General features: G+C 63.4%; 12 protein-coding genes. 2 read left to right on the top strand and 10 right to left on the bottom strand.

The window, feature by feature from the left end:
* Window positions 1-73: 73 nt before the first annotated feature.
* The 5 genes from N805_RS24195 to pip form a co-directional block, all read right to left on the bottom strand.
* Complete coding sequence (locus tag N805_RS24195) at window positions 74-871, bottom strand: transporter substrate-binding domain-containing protein (protein ID WP_024717349.1); 798 nt, start codon at window positions 869-871, stop codon at window positions 74-76.
* A 281-nt stretch (window positions 872-1,152) separates the two neighbouring features.
* The gene (gene mdoH / locus N805_RS24190; protein ID WP_019472582.1) at window positions 1,153-3,726 is read right to left on the bottom strand and encodes a glucans biosynthesis glucosyltransferase MdoH; all 2,574 of its coding nucleotides are present in this window, start codon (window positions 3,724-3,726) and stop codon (window positions 1,153-1,155) included.
* Complete coding sequence (locus N805_RS24185) at window positions 3,719-5,458, bottom strand: glucan biosynthesis protein G (RefSeq protein WP_218186722.1); 1,740 nt, start codon at window positions 5,456-5,458, stop codon at window positions 3,719-3,721. Before N805_RS24185 ends, mdoH begins: the two co-directional genes overlap by 8 nt.
* A 263-nt stretch (window positions 5,459-5,721) precedes the next feature.
* The gene (gene dtd / locus N805_RS24180) at window positions 5,722-6,159 is read right to left on the bottom strand and encodes a D-aminoacyl-tRNA deacylase (protein WP_019472580.1); all 438 of its coding nucleotides are present in this window, start codon (window positions 6,157-6,159) and stop codon (window positions 5,722-5,724) included.
* The gene (pip, locus tag N805_RS24175; protein ID WP_019472579.1) at window positions 6,156-7,127 is read right to left on the bottom strand and encodes a prolyl aminopeptidase; all 972 of its coding nucleotides are present in this window, start codon (window positions 7,125-7,127) and stop codon (window positions 6,156-6,158) included. The genes dtd and pip overlap by 4 nt, the downstream gene beginning before the upstream one ends.
* Window positions 7,128-7,295: 168 nt before the next feature.
* Between pip and N805_RS24170 the strand changes: the two genes are divergently transcribed.
* Window positions 7,296-11,207: a leucine-rich repeat domain-containing protein gene (locus N805_RS24170; protein WP_019472578.1), complete on the top strand. Its 3,912-nt coding sequence runs from the start codon at window positions 7,296-7,298 to the stop codon at window positions 11,205-11,207.
* A 132-nt stretch (window positions 11,208-11,339) separates the two neighbouring features.
* Window positions 11,340-12,788 (top strand): NEL-type E3 ubiquitin ligase domain-containing protein, encoded by a 1,449-nt coding sequence (locus N805_RS31090; protein ID WP_019472577.1) that lies wholly within the window; start codon window positions 11,340-11,342, stop codon window positions 12,786-12,788.
* Between the two features lie 62 nt (window positions 12,789-12,850).
* Here the strand turns inward: N805_RS31090 and hutG are convergent, their stop codons facing one another.
* The 5 genes from hutG to hutU all read right to left on the bottom strand — a co-directional run bounded on the left by hutG (window position 12,851) and on the right by hutU (window position 19,751).
* On the bottom strand, window positions 12,851-13,654 hold the full coding sequence (gene hutG / locus N805_RS24165) for an N-formylglutamate deformylase (protein ID WP_019472576.1): 804 nt from the start codon (window positions 13,652-13,654) through the stop codon (window positions 12,851-12,853).
* Between the two features lie 10 nt (window positions 13,655-13,664).
* Window positions 13,665-14,870 carry an imidazolonepropionase gene (gene hutI, locus N805_RS24160; RefSeq protein WP_019472575.1) on the bottom strand — a complete coding sequence of 402 codons (1,206 nt, stop codon included), beginning with the start codon at window positions 14,868-14,870 and terminating at the stop codon, window positions 13,665-13,667.
* Window positions 14,871-14,885: 15 nt separating this feature from the next.
* Entirely contained in the window at window positions 14,886-16,289 is a 1,404-nt protein-coding gene (locus N805_RS24155; RefSeq protein ID WP_019472574.1) for an amino acid permease, read from the bottom strand.
* A 148-nt stretch (window positions 16,290-16,437) separates the two neighbouring features.
* Window positions 16,438-17,970, bottom strand: a complete 1,533-nt coding sequence (hutH, locus tag N805_RS24150) for a histidine ammonia-lyase (protein ID WP_019472573.1) — start codon at window positions 17,968-17,970, stop codon at window positions 16,438-16,440.
* Window positions 17,971-18,077: 107 nt separating this feature from the next.
* Entirely contained in the window at window positions 18,078-19,751 is a 1,674-nt protein-coding gene (gene hutU, locus N805_RS24145; RefSeq protein ID WP_016502006.1) for a urocanate hydratase, read from the bottom strand.
* Between the last annotated feature and the right edge of the window lie 123 nt (window positions 19,752-19,874).

Below are 19,874 nucleotides of genomic sequence, written 5' to 3'. Positions count from 1 at the left end.
GTACTTCCGTAAATGCGAAACGCGCAGGGTTTGCCTGCGCGTCGGGGTCAAAGCCGGGCTTGTGGCCTGGGCCTTATTCCATGTCCTTCAGCCAGTCCTTGTTCTTGAACCACTTGTCGTGAATACGATCGTAGGTCCCGTCATGCTTGATCTGGTGCAGGAAGTTGTTGATGAAGTTGATGCTGTCGTAGTCGCCTTTTTTCAGGCCAAAGGCCAGCGGCTCGTAGGTGAAAGGCTCTTCGAGGAACAGCAGCTTGCCAGCACCGGCCTTCTCCACGGCTACCACGTTGTATGGCGCGTCATAGACGAAGGCGTCAGCCTTGCCGTTGACCACGTCCATCACCGCTTCCTGTTCGTTGTCGTAGCCGTGGTACTTGGCTTTGCCGATCAGCTTCTTGGAAACCATTTCGCCGGTGGTGCCCAGCTTGGACGTCAGGCGGTACTTCTCGTTGTTCAGGTCCTTGTACGACTTGATCTCGCCCGCCAGTTCCTTGCGGATCAGCAGGGTCTGGCCAACCACGATGAAGGGTTCGCTGAAGTTCAGGCGCAGGTTGCGTTCCTGGGTCAGGGTCATGCCGCTGCCGATCATGTCGAACTTGTCGGTCAACAGGGCCGGGATGATGCCGTCATAGGCGGTAGACACTGCCTCGAACTTGACGCCCATGGACTTGGCCATGGCCTTGAGAATGTCGACTTCGAAGCCGATGATCTCGCCACGCTTGTTGGTCATCTGGAACGGCATGTAGGTCGGGTCCATGCCCACCTTCAGGGTGCCGCGCTTGACCGCGTCATCGATGGCGCCTGCCTGGGCCGCAGTTACAGCGACCAGGGCGGTTACACCGACCAGCAGTCGCGAAAGGTATTGCTTGATCATCACCAAGTCCCCTAGCAAGAAAAGTAGCGAATCTTATTGTGTTGGCACGGCCGTACCGGCCGAGGCGTCGTATCGGAATGGGATGCTAACGCATGGCGGCTCGGGGACCTAGCGCCGGGGGGGACTTTGTTGGCCAAAATCCGATTAGGCAGGAAGATTGGGGAGCCCTCATCGCCGGCAAGCCAGCTCCCACAGGATTCACGCAGGCCAGAGGCTTGTGCAATCCCTGTGGGAGCTGGCTTGCCGGCGAACGGGCCGCAAAGCGGCCCCAAGGTCTGTCAGGCGCCGACGAGTGCCGGTTGGCCTTCGTTCTCTGGGTGCAGCGGCAACAGCGGCGAGTGCGGGTCGTTCTTGATAGAAGCGCGCCACACATCGATCCACGCCGCATTGTGCTCTGCCCACACCTGCTCGTGCAGGCGGGTCAGCGCCACCGGGTCGCTGAGCAGGGCCAGGCGGGTATTGAGGTCCAGCCCTTTCGGCCCGACTTCCATGGCCTTGGCCACGCGCTCGGCACGCAGCGCTTCGATCGGCGCCGCCTGGCCATGACGGGCAGTGGCCATGGCGCAGGCCAGGGCGTTCTGCCGTGGGTCGACCACGGCCCGCACGAAGCCGTCATGCAGGGCATGCCAGCGGTTTTCGTGGGTGTACTGGTCGGTGGACAGCAACTCTTGCGGGGTGGCGTATTCCTCGGGGATGAGGAACAGCTTCTCGTCCTTGGCCGCCAGGCCCAGGCGGGTGCGGCTGGAGATCACCGAAACCGGAATCGACAGCACCAGCGAGCCAACGATTGGCGCCAGCCACCACAGGAAGCTCGGGTTCAACCACGCCACCAGCGCGGCCCAGGCAATGCCCAGCAGGGTTTGCGGGCCATGGCGGCGCACTGCCTCGCTCCAAGGCGTGGAGTCGTCGTCACGCTGCGGCGAGTTCCAGGTCGCCGCCCAGCCGAGGAACGCGGCCAGCACGAAGCGGGTGTGGAAGATCATGCGCACCGGAGCCAGCAGCATGGAGAACAGCATCTCCATCAGCATCGACAGGGTGACCTTGATCCGCCCGCCAAACTCGACGGCGCCCTTGGCCCAGATCAGGATGATGCTGAGCAGCTTGGGCAGGAACAGCAGCACGATAGTGGTGGAGAACAGCGCCACGGCCTTCTCGGGGTGCCACTGCGGCCACAGCGGGTAGAGCTGGTACGGTTCGATGAAGTACTGCGGCTCCATCAGGGTGTTGGTCGCCAGCAACGCCGTCGACAGCACCAGGAACAGGAACCACAACGGCGCCGACAGGTACGACATCACCCCGGTGAGGAACACCGCACGGTGCACCGGGTGCATGCCCTTGACCAGGAACAGGCGGAAGTTCATCAGGTTGCCGTGGCACCAGCGACGGTCGCGCTTGAGCTCGTCGAGCAGGTTGGGCGGCAGCTCTTCGTAGCTGCCTGGCAGGTCGTAGGCGATCCACACGCCCCAGCCGGCACGGCGCATCAGCGCAGCTTCGACGAAGTCGTGGGAGAGAATCGCACCGGCGAACGCTCCCTTGCCCGGCAACGGCGCCAGGGCGCAGTGCTCGATGAACGGCTTCATGCGGATGATCGCGTTGTGGCCCCAGTAGTGCGATTCGCCCAGCTGCCAGAAGTGCAGGCCAGCGGTAAACAGCGGGCCGTACACGCGGGTGGCAAACTGCTGCATGCGTGCATACAGGGTGTCCATGCCCGAGGCTCTAGGCCCGGTCTGGATGATGCCGGCGTCCGGGTTGGCCTCCATCAGGCGCACCAGGCTGCTCAGGCACTCGCCGCTCATGACACTGTCTGCGTCGAGCACGACCATGTACTTGTACTCGCCACCCCAGCGACGGCAGAAGTCGTCGAGGTTGCCGCTCTTGCGCTTCACCCGACGCCGACGGCGGCGGTAGAAGATGCGGCCGAAGCCCTTGGTTTCGCGGCACACGTCCAGCCAGGCCTGTTGTTCGGCCACGGCAATGTCGGTGTCATTGGTGTCGCTGAGCACGAAGAAGTCGAAGCGGTCGAGGTTGCCGCTGGCGGCCACCGACTCGAACGTTGCGCGCAAGCCGGCGAACACCCGAGGCACGTCTTCGTTGCAGATCGGCATCACCAGCGCGGTACGCGCCTCGGGTGCAATTGGCTCGTTGCCGGCGCTGCTGCCCGAAATCTTGTATTTGTCGCGCCCGGTGAGCAGCTCGAGGAAGCCCATCAGTGCGGTCCAGAAGCCCGCCGACACCCAGCAGAACAGGATGCCGAAGAGGATCAGGATGGAGGTTTGCAAGGCATACGGCCACACCTGCACCACGGTATCCCACAGCGGCTGGCTGAGGACTTCGTCAAGGTCGACGAACGACCAGCCCTGGTACGGCAGGATGCCCTTCATGTACCAACCGGCGACGATGGTCTGGCCGATCATCAGGGTCAGCAGGATGTAGCGGCGGATCGAGCCAACCGTGCGCCAGCGTGCCGGCGGCAACTCGCGCTTGGGTGGCTGGGGCGCGTTGGTGCGGCCCGTCATGCGCCGCCACATGCGGATCAGCACGTTGGTGCGCCAAGGCTCGGGCACCACTTTGGTGCGCTTGATCGGCGGGGCGATCTTCAGGCAAAGGCGGCCGCTGCCGTCGACACCGAGCATTTCGGCCTCTTCCAGTTCGGCGGCGCTGCCCACGGTGAGGCGCGGGCCCACCGAGGCCTGCACGGCCTCGGCAGCGTTGGCGGCCGGGTTGGCCGCCAGGCGTTGGTGCAGCTCACTGAACGACGTGCAGCTGGCGAGTTCCGCCCGTTGCTCGTCACTCAGTGGTAGGTGAGCCAGGTACTCGCCAAGCGATACTGGCCTTGCGTTTGAGTTACTCATCGGCAGGCAACTGATAGCTCCAGGTCTCGGTCAACACCTTCTCGGTGGTGGCCGGGGTCCCGTTGGTGGGCGCCGCATCGGCGGCAGGTTGTTCAGCCTTGGCAGGTTGCTCGGCCTTGACGGCTTTCTCGGCCTTGGCATGCTTGGCTGCGGCCTTGTCCTGCTTGGCGTCCTGGGCAGGTTTGGCGGGCTCGACCGGCACATCACGCAGCAACGCGGCACGCATTTCGGTCGATTTGTTGGCTTCCTTGACCTTCAGGCGCAGGGTCAGGCGCCAGCCCTTGGTCTCAGGGTTATAGCGCAGATTGTTCTCGACCACCTCGGCGTTGTCGCCAACGCTGATCTGGCTGCGCACCGCGGTGTCTTCAGGCAATGCGGCCAGGGCCGGGCCGGCGAAGTCGACCAGGAAGGCCACGCTGCCGTCTGGCTGGCGGATCAGGTTGGACTGTTTGACGTCACCGGTGGAGCGCAGGGTCTGCTTGACCGAGCCCAGCTCAGGCGCCTGGAACTTCGCCTCGTCGATGGTCCAGTGCAGGCGGTAGGCGTACTCGATCGGCTTGCCGGCCTCCGGCAGTTTTTCCGGGCTCCAGAAGGCTACGATGTTGTCGTTGGTCTCGTCGGCGGTCGGGATTTCGACCAGGTCGACGGTGCCCTTGCCCCAGTCACCCTTCGGCTCGATCCAGGCGCTTGGGCGCTTCTGGTAGTTGTCGTCGAGGTCTTCGTAGTCGCTGAAGGCGCGCTGACGCTGCATCAGGCCGAAACCACGCGGGTTCTCGACGCTGAAGTTGCTCACGGCCAGGTGTTTAGGGTTGTTCAGCGGGCGCCACAGCCACTCGCCATTGCCGGCATGAATCGACAGGCCTTCGGAATCGTGCAGGGCCGGACGGTAGTTGAGCACCTTGGACGGCTGGTTAGGGCCGAACAGGAACATGCTGGTCAGCGGGGCAATGCCCAGGCGGCTGACCTGGTCACGCAGGAACACGCGGGACTGCACGTCGACCACGGTGTCGTTGCCCGGGCGCAGGGTCAGCTTGTAGGCGCCGGTGGAACGCGGCGAATCCAGCAGGGCGTAGATCACCAGGTGCTTGTCGGCCGGCTTGGGCTTCTCGACCCAGAACTCGGTGAAGCGCGGGAATTCCTCGCCCGACGGCAGCGCGGTGTCAATGGCCAGGCCACGGGCCGACAGGCCATACACATGGCCCTTGCCGACCACGCGGAAATAGCTGGCGCCAAGCAAGGTCATGATCTCGTCCTGCTTGTCGGCCTTGTTGATCGGATACAGCACGCGGAAACCGGCATAACCCAGGTTCTTGGTGGTTTCCGGGTCGTGGGGCACGTCACCGAACTCGAAGCGGCTCGGGTCGTACTTGATTTCCTCGACTTTGGTGGTGGTGACCTCGTTGATTTTCACCGGGGTGTCGAAGTGCATCCCCTGGTGATAGAACGACAATTTGAACGGGGTCTTGTCCTTGGCCCACTCGGCCTTTTCCTGCAGGAAATGAATTTTCTGATAGTCCGCGAACTTCATGTCGCGGAATACTGCCGGCAGATTGCTTTTTGGTGCGTCGTACTTCTGGCCGGCCAGATCCTTTGCCTTGGCTGCAACATCGTCAAGATTGAATGCCCACAGCTGGCCCGCGCTCATCAGGCCGACCAGTGCCACACTGGCCATCAGGGCCTTGCGTAGCCGGATGCCGGGGATTCTTGATGCTTTTTGGGGACTAACAATCACGAGCAACCCTCGCCGAAAACAGATCATGAAACCAACGGCCAGCGACTAATGCCGGGTTGGCGAGCACTGTTCGGACCCCGTGAGGGCGTAATGATTCCCCAAACGGATCCAGACAATGCTCGAGTCAGAGTGAAACGAACCTGCGAACGCAGGTCCATGCAGCGCGCGATTATCCAGCAGGTCGCGTGACAACGCATCAGGCTGGAACAACTATTTATCGTACAAAACCCCTTGTTTTCCTGTAAACAAAGGGTTTTTTGACCTCATATTTGTAACATAAATGTTACGGGGCCATCATTGACCAGATGCACCTGCATGTCCGCCCCGAACTGCCCGCTCGCCACGTTGGCATGCTGGCGCTTCGCTTGCTGCAAAAGATAGTCGAACAATTCCGCTCCGAGGGCCGGCGGCGCTGCCGTCGAGAAGCTCGGGCGCATGCCGTTGCGGGTGTCCGCCGCCAAGGTGAACTGCGACACCAACAACAAACCACCCCCGACATCCTTGAGCGACAGGTTCATCTTGCCCTGCTCATCGCTGAACACACGGTAGTTCAGCAGCTTGTGCAACAGTTTATCGGCCTGCTCGCGGGAATCTTCAGGCTCGACTGCCACCAGCACCAGCAAACCCTGGTCGATGGCGCCCACCACCTGCCCCGCCACTTCAACCCGCGCACCGCGCACGCGCTGCAGCAAGCCCCTCATGCTTCTTCCAGGGGCAGGTCGAGCAGGCGCCGGGCCATTTGGTCGGCTGCCCGCACCAGGGCATCGGTAATGCCCGGCTCGGACGCGGCGTGGCCCGCGTCACGGATCACCTTCAGTTCGCTGTTCGGCCAGGCCTGATGCAGGGCCCAGGCGTTGTCCAGCGGGCAGATCACATCATAGCGACCATGCACGATCACCGCGGGCAGGTGGGCGATCTTCGGCAGGTCGCGGATCAGCTGGTCCGGCTCGAGGAAGGCATTGTTCATGAAGTAGTGGCATTCGATGCGGGCAATCGACAGCGCCCGCTGTGGCTCGGAGAAGCGATCGACCACCAGCGGGTTCGGGCGCAGGGTGGCGGTACGGCCCTCCCAAGTAGACCAGGCCTTGGCGGCGTGCATCTGGGCAATCTGATCATTACCGGTCAGGCGCTTGTGGAAAGCCTTGACCAGGTCGCCGCGCTCTTCCGGCGGAATCGGCGCGATATAGTCCTGCCAGTAGTCGGGGAACAGGCGGCTGGCGCCTTCCTGGTAGAACCACTCGATCTCCTGCGGCCGGCACAGGAAGATGCCGCGCAGGATCAGCCCATGGACGCGCTCGGGGTGGGTCTGAGCGTAGGCCAGGGCCAGGGTCGAGCCCCACGAGCCGCCGAACAGCACCCATTTGTCGATGCCAAGGTGCTCGCGGATGCGCTCCAGGTCCTCGACCAGGTGCCAGGTGGTGTTGTTCTCCAGGGTCGCATGGGGCGTGGAGCGGCCACAGCCGCGCTGGTCGAAGGTGATGATGCGGTACAGGTTGGGGTCAAAGTAGCAGCGGCTCTGGGCGTCGCAGCCTGCGCCCGGGCCTCCGTGGATGAACACCACGGGCAGACCCTCTGGCGAGCCGCTTTCGTCGACATACAGCACGTGCGGCGCTTCCACGGCCAGATCGTGCCGGGCGTAGGGTTTGATCTGCGGGTAGAGGGTCTGCATTGCGCACTCCGTGTGAGGATATTGACTGCCGTTGGGCATCATAAACCTGAATTGCGCTTTGAGCACCGTCCTCTCGGATACGGCCGCAAGCGGGGCACATATATTTACCTCCGGCACGCCTGCCAGACCACCGATAGTCCCTTGCCCCATACCTAGCAAGGGCCCGCCATGCCAACCCCAGCCAACACCTTACCTGGCGCTCATTACGCCACCGTCGAACGCAAGCTCCCCGCCTGGCTCAAGCAAGCCACGCCAGACACCCACCGCGCAATGCGCAACGCGTTGCCGATCCCCGCCTGGCTGGCCACAGCGGTCCAGCAGCTACCGGAAATCGCCAAGGCATGGCAGGCGGAACATGCCCGGCACCGCGAACACCATGCACAGGTGCAGAAGCTGTTCGACCCGCTACCCGACCTGCAAACCTACGCCGCGCAGACACTGACCGACGCCATCAAGCAACGCTTCGGGCTCGACCTGGATGTGCACAACACATACCTGGTCGACGCCCGCCTGATCGACACGACCCACGCAGGCGACGCGCGCGTGGCCGTGAACCAGGCTACCCGCTCGCTGCTGCACAGCGCCCTGCACAATTTTGACCAGGACGCCGCTGCCGAACACGGCATGGACGCGCCCGGGGCGGCGCTGAAAAAGTCCGTCATCCTCGATCATCGGCGCTTCATGGGCACGGTCCCGATCCGCAACGCAGTGGATATCGGCGCCGAAGACTTCGCCGACCTGTGCCGCACGCTGGACATCGGTGGCAAGTACCATGGCCTGGTGCATGCAATCTATTACCCTGAGGCCACCACGCAGTCAGGCACCGATGAAGCCGGGCTGGCCGTTTACCAGACCCTGGGGCGAGCGGAAGTCTCGGCCTTCCGGCAAGCCTTGCATTACGCCCGCCTCAAAGGCGATATCAGTGAGACGCTGTACACCGCAGCGCTTGCCGTCCCGGTTGACCAGCCGCTATCGGCAACCTCGCCCGTGACATTCAGCTATCTCGATCTGTGGGAAGCGGAGCTGACCGGGGTGGTGCTGATTACCGTGCAAGCCGAAGGGCGTCAGGCCGTGGCCCTGTATATCCCTGAGGACAGCGCACAGCCGCTCAAGGAATTCACAACCCTGGAGGCCTTGCAGGCCGATTTGCGCGACAGGCTCCACGCCAACATCAGTTACCTGGACAACCACATTGCCGACCGTGACAAGGCGGCAACGATCACCCGCCTGAAGGATCGGCTCACGCCCATCGCATGGAGTGTCCGCGGGGTACTTGAGCGTGTCCCTGACCCACATGCCACCCTGCATCCGGTTGCAAGGCCATTCGGCCACACCTTCCAGAGCGTCATGGCCTTCCAGAAAGCCCAGCGGCATGAAAAAGATGTGCTGTTCCACGCAACCCCCACCGAAATCGTCGACCGGCGCACGGCCCAGGCTCACCGGGAATTGATTGCAGGACGCGTGCTGACGGCCCTTAACATCGCCGGTTTCTTCGTGCCCGGGCTGGGCGAGGTGATGCTCGCCGTCTGCGTGGCCCAATTGGCCCACGAGGTATACGAAGGCATCGAGGCCTGGAAAAACGACGAGCGCGACAAGGCATTCACCTACATGGTCGATGTGATTGAAAACGTGGCGATCATGGCCGCACTGAGCGCCGCAGCAAAAGCGGCGAGAAACACCGCAGGCAGCGAAGCAGGCAGTGCGCTGGAAGAGCCAGAAATAGAACGCATTGATGTGCCGACCCCCTCCTTCATGGAGGAACTGGTGGAGGTTGAGCTACCAGATGGCAGCACACGCCTGTGGAACCAGGACCTGACCCCCTTCGAACAAGACCTCACGCTGCCATCGCAGGCCAGCCCGGACGGGCTTGGGCTGTACCGCCAGGATGGCAAGACCTGGCTGCGCCTTGAAGGCAAGGCATTTTCACTGAAATGGAATGCCGACACCGGCACCTACAGCATCGAGCACCCCAGCAAGGCTGGCGGTTATGAGCCGCCGTTGCGGCACAATGGGGCCGGGGCCTGGTTGCAGGTCACGGACAAGCCGCTGAGCTGGTCGGGCATGGCACTGCTGCGCCGTATCGGTCACTTGAATGCCCACTTCGACGAGCCGACGCTCCAACGGATCCTGGCCGTCAGCGACACCCACGAAGACGTACTGCGCCGCGCCTTGGCCGAGAACCAGCGGCTGCCGGCATTGCTCGAAGACACCCTGCAACGCTTCAAACTGGACGAAACAGTCCGCCAGCTGCCGGACGCAAGCACCCGGCCAGCAGCATTCACCAGGGCTTACGCTCGCCTTCCGAGCGACCTGGCGCCAGAAGCTGAGGCCATAGGGCGGGTGTACCCGAAACTGCCGGCCATCGTCAGCGCTGAGCTGGTGCGCGGCGCCAGCGCCAGCGAACTGCAAATGCTCGGCAGCGGCAAAATCCCCATACGCCTTGGCGAGGAAATCCGCCTCTACCAGCAACACATCCGCCTGGCCCGCGCCTGCGAAGGGCTGTACCTTTCCGGCGTGCCAAACTGGGACAGCGACCGGCTGATCATGCACACGCTCGAACGCCTGCCAGGCTGGCCCGTCGAGACAAAACTGCAGCTGCTCCAGCGCATGTCCTGGCCGACCCAGGCGCATGGCATCGGGCCGCAGGACCCTCGCCCCTACCACACCATCACCCATGCTGATGCCGGATACATCGTGCACGATGAAAGCCGTCCGAGCACAGCGGTCACGACTGATCCAGACCTTTATGCCGCGCTGTACGAAGCGCTGCCAGAGGCCATGACCCAGCTTGGCGTCGCGGACCAGCAAGCGTTGCAGCGCCTGGTGCAGGAAAGCCCCCTGCCGCCCCGCTCGACCTTGAGGACGCTACTGGGCATGCAACCTGTGCGCCCCGGCTACCGTTCGCCCATGCGCTTGGCCGATGGGCGCCTGGGCTACCCGTTGAGCGGGAGCGGCCCGGCAGCTCAACGCGCTACCCGCCAGCGCCTGATCGAGGCGGTCGAAGCAACAGGGCTCGTCGCGCACACCGGCGTTACGGCGGATCAGGTCCTGCTGACGCTGACCAGTCGCGGCCTGACGCCGTCGCAGATACTCGAACATCTACAGGCGCTGCTGGAGCAGCGCAATGAACTGCAGAGCAGGCTGGCTGACTGGAGTGAAGCCATTACACCAGTAACAGAGCAGGCGGCACGTGACTACAACAGCCTGCGCGACTCGATCATGCAGCACTGGTATGACACCGCGCTGGCTGAAGGGGCACAGCACACGGCCGAGCTACGCATAACCCAGGTGCCCTTGGCCGATGTACCCCTGACCTTGCCCGATTTCTTCAACAACCGTGTGCGTGCCCTGAGCCTGCTCGATCTACCGTCAGGTAACCTCGCCGGCTGGGCACAGCACGAACGCCTGCTGCAACGCCTGCTCAGGCAGATGCCGCAGATCGAATCACTGGAAATCAGCCGGCCTTACAACGCCAGATCAACACCTACGTTCTTCATGTTCAGCGTACCGTCCATCACCCAGCTTTTGCCTGAACTGCAAAGGCTGGTGCTAACCAACCAGAACATCGCGCTGTCCGAAAACGACCTCAACCTGCTGGCAGACCTTCGCCAGTTGAGGTACCTGGACCTGAGTGGCAACCGCCTGGCCCAGCACAACAGCCCAAGCTTCCATGAACTGACCCTGGACTTTCTGGGCCTGGATCACATGCAACTGGCACAGTGGCCCGTAGGAATTGGCAGTGACGCCCTGAGGCGTATCGCCCACCTGTCCATGCGAAACAACAACCTCAGGTCATTGCCATCGTTCCTGCTCAATGAGGCAGACACACTGCCCAACCCGACGCTGATCTCACTCGAAGGCAACAGTATCAACGAAACCCACCTACAGCGTTTGCTGCTGAACGAGCGCGCCGAGACAGCCGGTATTACCGTGGATGTACCTGCAGAACTCACCGGCCGGCTTGCACGCATACGCGATGAGCGCCAGCAAATGCGCGATGCAATCGACGGCTGGGCCCAGGCGTCCAGTTCGAGCAACCCACTGACCCAGGCAGCGCTCGCGGACAGGCAGCGCATCTAGGCAGCGATCAGCCAATTCTGGGAGCAACAGGAGCAGGGCCAGCGCTACCTTCACTTGCGACTGGAGGATGTGGCTGTAGAACAGTTCCCCAGGCGGCTTCCGGCATTCTTTGAAGAACGCGTTCAGGCGCTCATGCTGACCCGCACGAGCGGCACCACGTCGCAACTCGACGAATTGCTCAGCCGCTTCCCCAATGTCACCCGGTTGACCATCGATGCCCATCAGGCGGCCACTCCCTCGCTGGCGTCTGCCTTGGCGCGTCTTCCCCAACTCAGCTACGTGGAGTTTCGCAACATGGGCCTGGAAGTCGATCAGCGCATGCTGGAGACCTTGGCGGGGTTGGAGCACCTGACATCACTGGACCTGTCAGGCAACCGTGTGGGTACCATCAGCCAGGTACCTGCACGGCTCTCAAGCAACCTGCAATCACTCGCGCTGACCGACATGAACCTGCAAGCGTGGCCAAGCTGGTGCGACAGCCTGCTGCCGCTAGAGCTGCTGGACTTGAGTTCCAACAACATCACCCAGTTGCCCGAGCACATACTCTCGAACCTGGACAACCCCATGCCGATCTCGTCGATCGCGTTGTTCGACAACCCTTTGCCGCTTGAAACCATTCTGCGTGTGCGTGCGTTCTCGGACAGCCAGCACAGCTATTCCTTCGCCCTGGATATCCCGGGCAACCTGATGCTCGTCAATTCTTCGAGCGAAGGCTCACTGGATCACCCTCACTTTCCTCTGCTGGGCGACGATACGCCCAGGCTCGAAGACTGGATGCTTGGCAACGAGGCGCAGAACGAGGCATTGCGCGATTGCTGGGAAATGCTCGAAGGCAGCGATCTGCTGCGGTTGGCGGGCCGCCTGCGCAATGCTGCGCCATACATCGACCCGACCTCGCAAGCCAGCTTCTGCGAGCGTGTACGCCTGATGCTGGTTGTGGCCGCAAGCAACGATGCAGAGCGCCCGCTGATGGAAAGTATCGCTGCGGCCGCACTGCCTCACCCTGAAACCGGCTCGCAGACATGCCACGATGGAGCGCTGCAGGAGTTCAACAATATCGAGTTGTACCTGATGGGGCAGCGCCTGTTGATCGAAGCGGGCGATACCTTGCAAACGTTGCGACGACGCCTGTTGCAACTGTTCAGGATCGAACAACTGGAGAAACTGGCCAACCAGCGAACCGGCTCGGGCGACAGGGTTTCGGTGCGGCTGGCCTACCGCCGGGAGCTGGCCAGAGAGCTCGACCTTCCGCTTGCCGACAGCATGCGTTTTCGAAGCGCAGCAAATCTGGCGCCTGATGAGTTGTCGCTGGTGCTGGAAAAGGTCCGCAAAAGCGAACTGGGCGATGCCCTGGTCGACTACATGCTGGCCAATACCGACTGGGTTGCACGCCTGCGGGCCGAACATGCCGAGCGCTTTGCCGAAATAGAGGCCCGCTTCCGCCTGCTGGTGCTTGAACTGGCCAGCAAGGATCACTCGCTTCAGGAGGAACTGAGCCTGCAACAGCAATTACAAAACGATAAGGACCTGGAGGAGCAGGAGCTGTTGCGTGAACTCACGATAGCGCAGATCAACAGCTGATTGCTGGCTGCAACTGGCGACGCGCACTGCCCCCAGCGCGTCGCCCTCTTCACGGGTGAACGTCAACGTCCGTACCGCTCCTTGCCCCAATCCAGCAGTGCCTGCAAAAGCTGCGTCAATACCCGCTGCGTTGGTTGCGCCAGGTCTTCGCGGTAGGCAAATGGCTCGGTTTCATTCATGTAGGTGCACTGCGCCAGCTCCAGTTGCACGGCATGGATGTGGTTGGCCGGGTCGCCGTAATGCCGGGTAATGTGCCCGCCTTTGAAGCGGCCATTTAGCACATGGCTGTAGTCCCGGGCTTCGGCACACACGCCCTGCAAACGCTCGGCCAGCAGCGGATCGCAGCTGGCGCCATTGAAGGTACCCAGGTTGAAGTCGGGCAACTTGCCATCGAACAGGTGCGGGATGTGCGAACGGATCGAGTGGGCATCCCACAGCAGTGCGTAACCAAACTGCTCGCGCAACCGGTCCAGCTCGCGGCGAAGGGTGCCGTGATACGGGCGCCAGATCTGCTCCAGGTAGCGTTTGCGTTCTTCGCCAGACGGCGCCAGCCCATCCTTGAACAGGGGTTCGCCTTCGAACAGCGTGGCCGGGTACAAGCCCGTGGTGGCGCCCGCGTACAGCGGCTTGTCGTCATCCGGGCGGTTCAGGTCGATGACGAAGCGCGAGTACTCCGCCGCCACCACGCTAGCGCCCATTTCGCGGGCGAAGTTGTACAACTGCGGGATGTGCCAGTCGGTGTCCGGCAAGCTGCGCGCTTCGTCGACCAGGCCGTCGCGCACCGCGTCGCTCAGGCGCAGGCCGGCGTGCGGCATGCTGATCAGCAGCGGCAGGCGGCCTTGGTGAAAACTCAGAACCTTGTCCATCGTGCCTCGCTCAGTTGGATATTTCGTGGCCTTTGCGCACTACGCGCTTGGGCAGGTCGCCACCCAGCCAGTAGGCCAGGTCGGCGGGGCGTTCGATTTGCCAGGCGACGAAGTCGGCTACCTTGCCCACTTCCAGCGAGCCGTGGCTGTCACCCAGGCCCAACGCCGTGGCGGCATGTACGGTGACGCCGGCCAAGGCTTCTTCCGGGGTCATGCGGAAACAGGTGCAGCCCATGTTCAGCATCAGCCGCAGCGACAGCCCGGGCGAAGTGCCGGGGTTGAGGTCGCTGGCCAGGGCAATCTTCACCCCGTGGCGGCGCAATGCGTCCATGGGCGGCAACTGGGTTTCGCGCAGGAAGTAGAAGGCGCCCGGCAGCAGCACGGCGACCGTGCCGGCTGCGGCCATGGCGATGGCGTCTTCCTCGGTCATGAACTCCAGGTGGTCGGCCGACAGCGCCTGGTAGCGTGCCGCCAGGCTGGAGCCATGCAGCGACGACAGCTGTTCGGCGTGCAGCTTGACCGGCAGGCCCAGCTCGCGGGCCTTGATGAACAGCCGCTCGACCTGGGCCGGGGAGAACGCCAGGTGTTCACAGAAGGCATCTACCGCATCCACCAGGCCTTCGGCGGCCAGGGCCGGCAGCATCTCGTCACAGATGTGCGCGATGTAGTCGTCGGCCCGGCCGACGTACTCCGGCGGCAAGGCGTGCGCGGCCAGGCAGGTGGCGCGCACCGCCAGCGGCAGCTCGTCGGCCAGGCGCCGGGCCACGCGCAGCATCTTGCGCTCGTTGGCCAGGTCCAGGCCGTAACCGGACTTGATCTCGAGGGTGGTTACACCATCGCGCATCAGCGCCTGCACCCGCTGGCGGGCACTGGCGAACAACTCGTCCTCGCTGGCCGCGCGGGTGGCCCGCACGGTGCTGGCGATACCGCCGCCCTGGGCGGCGATTTCGGCATAGCTGACGCCTTGCAGGCGCTGCTCGAACTCGCCGCTGCGGTTGCCACCGAACACCGCGTGGGTGTGGCAGTCGATCAGCCCCGGGGTGACCCAGGCGCCGCCCAGGTCCACCGTACGGTCAGCGTCGACCGGCGCCAGTTCGGCGCGTGGGCCGATCCATTCGATCAGCCCGGCGCGGGTGACGATGGCCGCGTCTTCGATGGCCGAGTAACGGCCCTCGGCCATGGTGGCCACATGGCAATGCTGCCAGAGGGTTCTCATGCACAATCTCCTTTGCTAGCGGTGCAGTTCGACCGGCTCTGCTACGGGCTGGCCCTGCCCTGCGCGTGGCTTGCACCACAGCAGGTAGGACGCCACCAGGAACACCACCCAGACCACGCCGACGATCAATGCCGCCTGGGTATCCGGGAAGTAGCCGAGCACGCCAAAGATGAACACCATGAACGCAATGGCCATGGCCGGGCCGTATGGCCAGAACGGTACCGGGAACTTGAGCTGGGCCACCTCTTCACGGCTCATGCTGCGGCGCATGGCCACCTGGGTGAGCAGGATCATCAACCACACCCACACGGTGGCGAAGGTGGCGATCGAAGCGATCAGCAGGAATACGTTCTCCGGGATCAGGTAGTTGAGCAGCACGCCGATCAGCAGCGCGGCGCCCATCACCACCACGGTCATCCATGGCACACCGTGTTTCGACAGCTTGCCGAAACTGCGTGGCGCATGGCCTTGCTGGGCCAGGCCATACATCATGCGGCCAGCACCAAAGATGTCACTGTTGATGGCAGAGATCGCGGCAGAAATCACCACCACGTTCAGCACTGCGGCGGCAGAGCCAATCCCCAGGTTGCTGAAGATCTGCACGAACGGGCTGCCTTCGCTGCCGATCTGCGGCCACGGGTACAGGCACATCAGCACGAACAGGGTGAGCACATAGAACAGCAGGATGCGCAGGGGCACGGCATTGATTGCCTTGGGGATGACCCGCTGCGGGTCCTTGGCCTCACCGGCGGTGACACCAATGATCTCGATGCCGCCGAAGGCGAACATCACCACGGCAAAGGAGGCGATCAGGCCGCCCACGCCATTGGGCATGAAGCCACCATGGTCGAACAGGTTGCTCAGCCCTACGGCATGCCCGGTACCCACCTGGCTGAAGCCGAAAGCCATGATGCCAAGGCCGGCCAGGATCATCGCGACGATGGCGCCGACCTTGAGCAGCGACAGCCAGAATTCCATCTCGCCAAAGACCTTGACGTTGCACAGGTTGAGGCCGCCGATGATGAAGACGATGCCCAGCACCCAGATCCAGCGGGCCACTTCCGGGAACCAGAAGCCCATGTAGATACCGAAGGCCGTAACGTCGGCGATGGCGACGATGACCATCTCGAAGGCGTAGGTCCAGCCGAGGATAAAGCCGGCCATGGGGCCGAGGTAGGTGCTGGCGTAGTGGCCGAAGGAGCCGGCCACCGGGTTGTGTACGGCCATTTCGCCGAGGGCGCGCATGACCATGAACACGGCGGCGCCGCCAATCAGGTAGGCCAGCAGCACGGCCGGGCCGGCCATCTGGATGGCCGAGGCGGAGCCGTAGAACAGCCCGGTACCGATGGCGGAACCGAGGGCCATGAAACGGATGTGGCGGGCACTTAGCCCGCGCTTGAGACCTTGAGCTTGTTGCATGTCACGTCCTTAAATTGTTTTTGTGGTCGTGAGATCAGGGGGGGCGCCATGCAACCCAATCGCGAGCAAGCTCGCTCCTACAAGGGAACGCGTTGCCTTTGTAGGAGCGAGCTTGCTCGCGATGGGCCGCAACGCGGCCCTAGGGGCATTACAGGCTTGGCAGCACACCTGCCGGCAGCAAACCGGTCAAACTACCCTTGGCCAACAGTTCCACAGCCTTTTCGATGTCCGGCGCAAAGAAACGGTCACGGTCGTAGTGCGCCACTTCGCTGCGCAGCGCCTGGCGTGCTTTCTCCAGCTTGGGCGAAGTCTTCAGGCCTTTGCGCAGGTCCAGGCCCTGGCAGGCGCCCAGCCATTCGATGGCCAGCACGCCACGGGTGTTTTCGGCCATTTCCCACAGGCGCTTGCCGGCAGCCGGGGCCATCGACACGTGGTCTTCCTGGTTGGCCGAGGTCGGCAGGCTGTCGACACTGTGCGGGTGCGACAGGGCCTTGTTCTCGCTGGCCAGGGCGGCAGCGGTGACCTGGGCGATCATGAAGCCGGAGTTGACCCCACCGTTTTCCACCAGGAACGGCGGCAGCTGGGACATGTGCTTGTCCATCATCAGCGAGATGCGGCGCTCGCTGAGCGAACCGATTTCGGCGATGGCCAGGGCCAGGTTGTCGGCGGCCATGGCCACCGGTTCGGCGTGGAAGTTGCCGCCGGAAATCACGTCACCTTCGGCGGCGAACACCAGTGGGTTGTCGGAGACGGCGTTGGCTTCGATACCCAGCACCTCGGCAGCCTGGCGCAGCTGGGTCAGGCACGCGCCCATGACCTGCGGCTGGCAGCGCAGCGAGTAAGGGTCCTGGACCTTGTCGCAGTTCTTGTGCGACAGCGACACTTCGCTGGCTTCGCCCAGCAGGTCGCGGAAGCAGGCGGCGGTGTCGATCTGGCCGCGCTGGCCACGCGCTTCGTGAATGCGCGCATCGAACGGCGAACGCGAGCCCAGTACGGCTTCGACGCTCAGGCCGCCGCAGGCGATGGCCGCAGCGTACAAGTCTTCGGCGTAGAACAGGCCACGCAGGGCGTAGGCGGTGGACGCCTGGGTGCCGTTGAGCAGGGCCAGGCCCTCTTTGGCAGCCAGGGTCAGCGGTTCGAGGCCGGCAACCGCCAGGGCTTCGGTGGCCGACAGCCACTGGCCCTTGTAGCGGGCTTTGCCTTCGCCCAGCAGCACCAGCGACATGTGCGCCAGCGGCGCCAGGTCACCGGAAGCACCCACCGAGCCTTTCAGCGGGATGTGCGGGTAGACTTCGGCGTTGACCAGGGCGATCAGCGCGTCGATGACTTTGCGGCGAATGCCGGAGAAGCCACGGCTGAGGCTGTTGATTTTCAGCACCATGATCAACCGCACCAGGTCGTCATCCAGCGGCGCGCCGATACCGGCGGCGTGGGACAGCACCAGCGAGCGCTGCAGGTTTTCCAGGTCGTGGCTGGCGATGCGGGTCGAGGCCAGCAGGCCGAAACCGGTGTTGATGCCGTAGGCGGTGCGGTCTTCGGCAATGATCTGCTCGACACAGGCGACGCTGGCATCGATGGCCGGCGCGGCGCTGGCATCCAGTTGCAGGCGCACGGGGGCGGCGTAGATCGCGCGCAGCTGGGCCAGGGTCAGGGTGCCGGGCTTGAGGGTGAGTTCGGTCACGTTACTACTCCAAATCGCGTGGAGCCGCAGGCCCGTTCGTGGGTGCCTGCGCGCTCCTTCTTGTTGTTCAGTATCACCCTTGCAGGGTGCGATCCAAAGCGTGGCGATCAGCCAGTGATCATCGGCAGGTCCAGGCCCTGCTCCTTGGCGCAGTCGATGGCGATGTCATAACCGGCATCGGCGTGGCGCATGACGCCAGTCCCTGGGTCGTTGGTCAGTACACGGGCGATGCGCTCGGCGGCTTCATCGGTACCGTCGCAGACGATGACCATGCCCGAGTGCTGCGAGAAGCCCATGCCCACGCCACCGCCGTGGTGCAGCGACACCCAGGTGGCGCCGCCTGCGGTGTTCAGCAGGGCGTTGAGCAGCGGCCAGTCGGAAACAGCGTCCGAGCCGTCACGCATGGCTTCGGTTTCGCGGTTGGGGCTGGAGACCGAACCCGAGTCCAGGTGGTCACGGCCGATCACGACCGGTGCCGACAGCTCGCCGCTGCGGACCATTTCGTTGAAGGCCAGGCCCAGCTTGGCGCGCAGGCCCAGGCCAACCCAGCAGATACGCGCCGGCAGGCCCTGGAAGCTGATGCGCTCGCGGGCCATGTCCAGCCAGCGGTGCAGGTGGGCGTCGTCGGGGATCAGTTCCTTTACCTTGGCGTCGGTCTTGTAGATGTCCTCAGCCTCGCCAGACAGCGCCGCCCAGCGGAACGGGCCAACGCCGCGGCAGAACAGCGGACGGATATAGGCAGGGACGAAGCCCGGGAAATCGAAGGCATTGGCCACGCCCTCTTCCTTGGCCATCTGGCGGATGTTGTTGCCATAGTCGAAGGTCGGCACGCCCTGCTTCTGGAAGTCCAGCATGGCCTGCACGTGCACGGCCATCGACTGCTTGGCGGCCTTGACCACTGCAGCCGGTTCGGTCTGCGCGCGGTCGCGGTACTGTTCCCAGGTCCAGCCGGCAGGCAGGTAGCCGTTGAGCGGGTCGTGGGCGCTGGTCTGGTCGGTGACCATGTCCGGGCGCACGCCACGCTTGACCAGCTCTGGCAGGATTTCGGCAGCGTTGCCGTGCAGGGCGATGGAGATGGCCTTGCCTTCGGCGGTGTACTTGGCGATGCGCACCAGGGCGTCGTCGAGGTCGGTGGCCTGTTCGTCGACGTAGCGGGTTTCCAGACGGAAGTCGATGCGGCTCTGCTGGCATTCGATGTTCAGCGAGCAGGCGCCAGCCAGGGTAGCAGCCAATGGCTGGGCGCCGCCCATGCCGCCGAGGCCTGCGGTGAGTACCCACTTGCCTTTCAGGCTGCCGCCGTAGTGCTGGCGACCGGCTTCGACGAAGGTTTCATAAGTGCCCTGGACGATGCCCTGGCTGCCAATGTAGATCCAGCTGCCGGCGGTCATCTGGCCGTACATGGCCAGGCCTTTGGCGTCCAGTTCGTTGAAGTGTTCCCAGTTGGCCCAGTGTGGCACCAGGTTGGAGTTGGCAATCAGCACGCGCGGGGCGTTGCTGTGGGTCTTGAACACGCCGACCGGTTTGCCCGACTGCACCAGCAGGGTTTCGTCGTCTTCCAGGCGGGTCAGGGTTTCGACGATCTTGTCGTAGCATTCCCAGTTACGGGCGGCGCGGCCGATACCGCCGTACACCACCAGTTCTTTCGGGTTTTCCGCAACCTGTGGGTCGAGGTTGTTCATCAGCATGCGCAGTGGCGCTTCGGTCAGCCAGCTTTTGGCGGTCAGCTTGTTGCCACGTGGGGCACGGATTTCAACGTCACGGTATTTGTTGTTGTCGGTCACGGGAAAGGTCCTCTGCGGTCGTCCGCGGGCGGGTATGTCGTGGTCAATATACAAACACACCTTTACTTGTATGTACAAGCATGGACAACCAAAATATTCGGACTGATTTGCTAGCAGGCTGGA

The sequence above is a fragment of the Pseudomonas putida S13.1.2 genome (genome assembly GCF_000498395.2).
GTDB classification, from domain to species: domain Bacteria; phylum Pseudomonadota; class Gammaproteobacteria; order Pseudomonadales; family Pseudomonadaceae; genus Aquipseudomonas; species Aquipseudomonas putida_Q.
Note: the sequence above shows the minus strand (reverse complement) of the source record. Positions and strands in the feature narration are given on the sequence as shown.